Source organism: Pyxidicoccus fallax (assembly GCF_012933655.1).
GTDB classification, from domain to species: Bacteria; Myxococcota; Myxococcia; order Myxococcales; family Myxococcaceae; genus Myxococcus; species Myxococcus fallax.
This window is the reverse complement of sequence record NZ_JABBJJ010000627.1, coordinates 1-3,000: the sequence shown is the minus strand read 5'-3', so window position 1 is coordinate 3,000 and position 3,000 is coordinate 1. Positions and strand designations below refer to the sequence as shown.

The window sequence follows — 3,000 nt, the reverse complement described above, 5'->3', positions numbered from 1 at the left end:
GGGCAGGGGCCTTCTACGTGCTGCACATGACGAGTCGGAGCGTGGGCGGTGGTGGGGGAGGCGGTAGCGCGAAGCCTCCGACGGCGCAGGGGCCGGGCAAGTGGGTCAGCAAGAAGCCGGCAGGCTCGGCGGAGTCGCAGCGCTACCAGCAGCAGGTGACGGGCCGTCCCGCGTCGGAGGTGTACATGGTGAATGACGTGGAGTACGACGGCTTCAGCCCACACCAGGTGCTGCTGGAGGCCAAGGGCGAGCAGTACCAGCAGTTCTTCGATGCGGATGGCATCCCCCTGCCCTGGTTTGCACGGGGTGAGGGGTTCAAGGGACTGATGGAGCAGGCCAGGCGGCAATCGCAGCTGGCCGAGCGCCTGGGCCTGCCGCTGGAATGGCATGTCGCCGAGGCACATACGACTCTTGCTTTCGAGCAACTCTTCAAGCAGGCAGGACTCAAGAACATCCAGGTCGTCCACGTCCCCCTCCGTCCCAAGAGATGACTGCATGCGCGCTGACGGACTGTTCGAGCAGGAGAGCCACAACGTTCTCATGTACTGGGGAGCACGCCAGGAGTCCGCGACGGAGTGCGCGCGGCGAGCCCAGCGCCTCTTCCAATCCCTGGCGGAGTGCGATCCGGCCCTGCGCCACTGGTACACCCGTGGCCACACCACCCGGGGCAGGCCTGGCGTGCCGGTCGACACCAAAGTGCTGGCGCCCTTGGAAGAGGAAATGCTGCGGGGGCGGCACTGGACCGACCGCAACAAACGCGTCATCGAAGAACTGGGCTTCCTCACGCATTTCTGGAACGAGGAGACCCCCGCACTCCAAATCACCATCACCTGTGGGGCCTACACCTCTACCCCCAACAGCTGCATCCTGATGCTCCGAGGCGGGGGCACGACGAGCCCGCGCCTGCTGAACGTCCCGATGCTGGCGCGGCTCATGACGATAATGGTGGAAGCATGGGACGTGGACCACGGGCTCGTCAGCACGAACAACTACACGCTCCTCATCGGCAGGAAGGATTCGGGGCCTGTCGGAGCCGGCTGGTTGACATACGTTTCGCGCCGACAGGGCGAAGTGCCTCCAATGCCTGATGGAGTACGCATCGAGTCACTGGGGGAGCACGGCACGCTGTTGGTGCTGCCAGTGGAGGGCTTCACGGCGGACAACGCCGAACATGTCGCCCTGGCGGGGCAGGTGCGCCAGCGGCTCATGAACGCGGGGCTATTGGAGTTGCGCCAGCGCTGAGACAATGAGTTCGACCATCTGCTGGATGGCCGGCTGCTACAAAACCAGCCCCTGCTCCACCAGCCAGGACCTGAGGGGATGCTCGCGCAGGGCCTCCACCAACAGGGGCTGAAGCCGTGCCTGCACGGCCTCCCTCAGTCCCTCGATGGCGAGCAGATCCTTCGTGGGCCCCTTGAAGGCCATGCGCTCATCCGGACCGTCCACCGCGACGAGGGCCCACAGCCCGCGACTCAGCCTCGACCGCAAGAAGTCCTGGACCCGTTCGCCGGTGAGCTGCGCGAGGGCCCCGCGCAGGGCCAGGAAGACGCCGTCCACGTGCACCCCCTGCTTCCGGGTCCACACCGTGTTGGCGTACGACCACACGCCTTCGCCTTCTTCACACCACTGGAGCGCGCACCGCACGCGGAGCGTCTCCCACGAGACGTCGAAGGACAGCGGCTCGGCATGGCGGCGCGGCACGTCCGCGGTCATCTCCCGGAGCCGCTCGGTGATGCCACCCGGATAATAGAGCCGTGAGTCCTCGCCGGTCCGGTGGTCGATGAAACGCGCCCGCAGCCCGGGGGCGAGGTACGTCAGCTCCCGGCAGCGCCGCGAGAGCCGCTCCGAGTCGAAGGTGGTGACCTCCAGGACAGTGGCATCCGGAACGAGACGCACGCGAAGAACTCGCGGGCCCTGGACCGACACGGGCTCCACCGGCGTCACCTCGGAGACCCCGCCCCTGGGACGCCCCTGCTCACCCATCAGGCGCCACTGGCGTCCCTGGTCCCAGACGTCCAGCTGGTAGCGCGACGAGAGCGCGAGGGAGACAGGAAGGCTGTTGGCCCACGCCCAGCCGTGGGTCTTCGGCTGTCTGAAGAAGAGGGCTCCCTCCGCCTCCTCGAGCATTCCCTCGGGAGGAACGACGTTTCCTCCGGCGACCAGCGAGAGCCCTCCCTCCGCGTCGACCTCCAGCTCGAAGCCGCCGCATTCTCCGCGGCGTTCATCCAGGAACACGGCATCCAGGAGGAAGTAGACGAGGTGGTGCAGTCCGTAGACGCCCACGTCCCCGACGTACATCCCCGGCCGCTTGCGCACAGCATCGACGAAGTCCCGCGGCACACCCGGTCCATTCACGCTCGACACCTCCCACGCCCACTCTACCCGCCCCCCTGCCCGCTCCGCCGCACGCTCGGCGACACGGCCCGCGAGAGACGCTGGCCGCCGCCCCGCCCTGGTGGCATGACGGGGCCATGGCTCGTGACGTCTCCTTCTTCGACCACCTTGGCTCGCTCCTCGCCCGGGAGCGCGAGGCCGAGAAAGCCCGCCTGGCCTCCCTCGCCGAGAGCCTCTCCCTCCAGGAGCGCGAGGAGCACGGCCTGTCCGTCCTGGACCTGGAGTCCATCGAAGAAGAAGTGGGCCTGGGCGGCCGCTTCCTCGTCACGCTCGGCCGCGCCGACCGCCGTCCCCTCCCCACCCGCCTGCACAACGGGGACCTCGTCGCCGTCCTCCCCCGCCGCGCCGAGGTGAAGGAGCCCGCCCGCGCCCTCATCTCCCGCGCCACCGCCACCCGCATCCAGCTCGCCTTCGACCGCTCGCCCCCGCCCTACGTCCACGAGGGCCTCCTGCGCCTCGACGTCGTCCCCAACGACGTCACCTACGACAGGCTCCGCGCCGGCCTCCAGCGCATCCGGGCCATGGACAAGGGCACCGAGCGCCGCAAGCGCGAGGTGGTGCTGGGCAACGAGCCCCCACGCTTCGACACACCCCGCGACTTCGAGC

At 68.4% G+C, this 3,000-nt stretch carries 3 protein-coding genes and 1 pseudogene; 3 read left to right on the top strand and 1 reads right to left on the bottom strand.

What is annotated here, in order from left to right; genetic code table 11:
* The coding region (locus HG543_RS52815) for a Tox-REase-5 domain-containing protein (RefSeq protein WP_246357937.1) at positions 1–491 on the top strand (491 nt) is incomplete at its 5' end.
* Positions 492–495: 4 nt separating this feature from the next.
* Positions 496–1,242 carry an Imm52 family immunity protein gene (locus HG543_RS52810; protein WP_169352545.1) on the top strand — a complete coding sequence of 249 codons (747 nt, stop codon included), beginning with the start codon at positions 496–498 and terminating at the stop codon, positions 1,240–1,242.
* A gap of 36 nt (positions 1,243–1,278) precedes the next feature.
* On the opposite strand, the gene HG543_RS52805 is transcribed toward HG543_RS52810, so the two are convergent.
* Positions 1,279–2,355, bottom strand: coding sequence for a DNA topoisomerase subunit B (locus tag HG543_RS52805; RefSeq protein WP_343073667.1), 1,077 nt, complete (start codon positions 2,353–2,355; stop codon positions 1,279–1,281).
* 116 nt (positions 2,356–2,471) lie between these two features.
* Here HG543_RS52805 and HG543_RS52800 point away from each other — a divergent pair.
* A pseudogene (locus HG543_RS52800) lies at positions 2,472–3,000 on the top strand (AAA domain-containing protein); the annotation flags it as partial.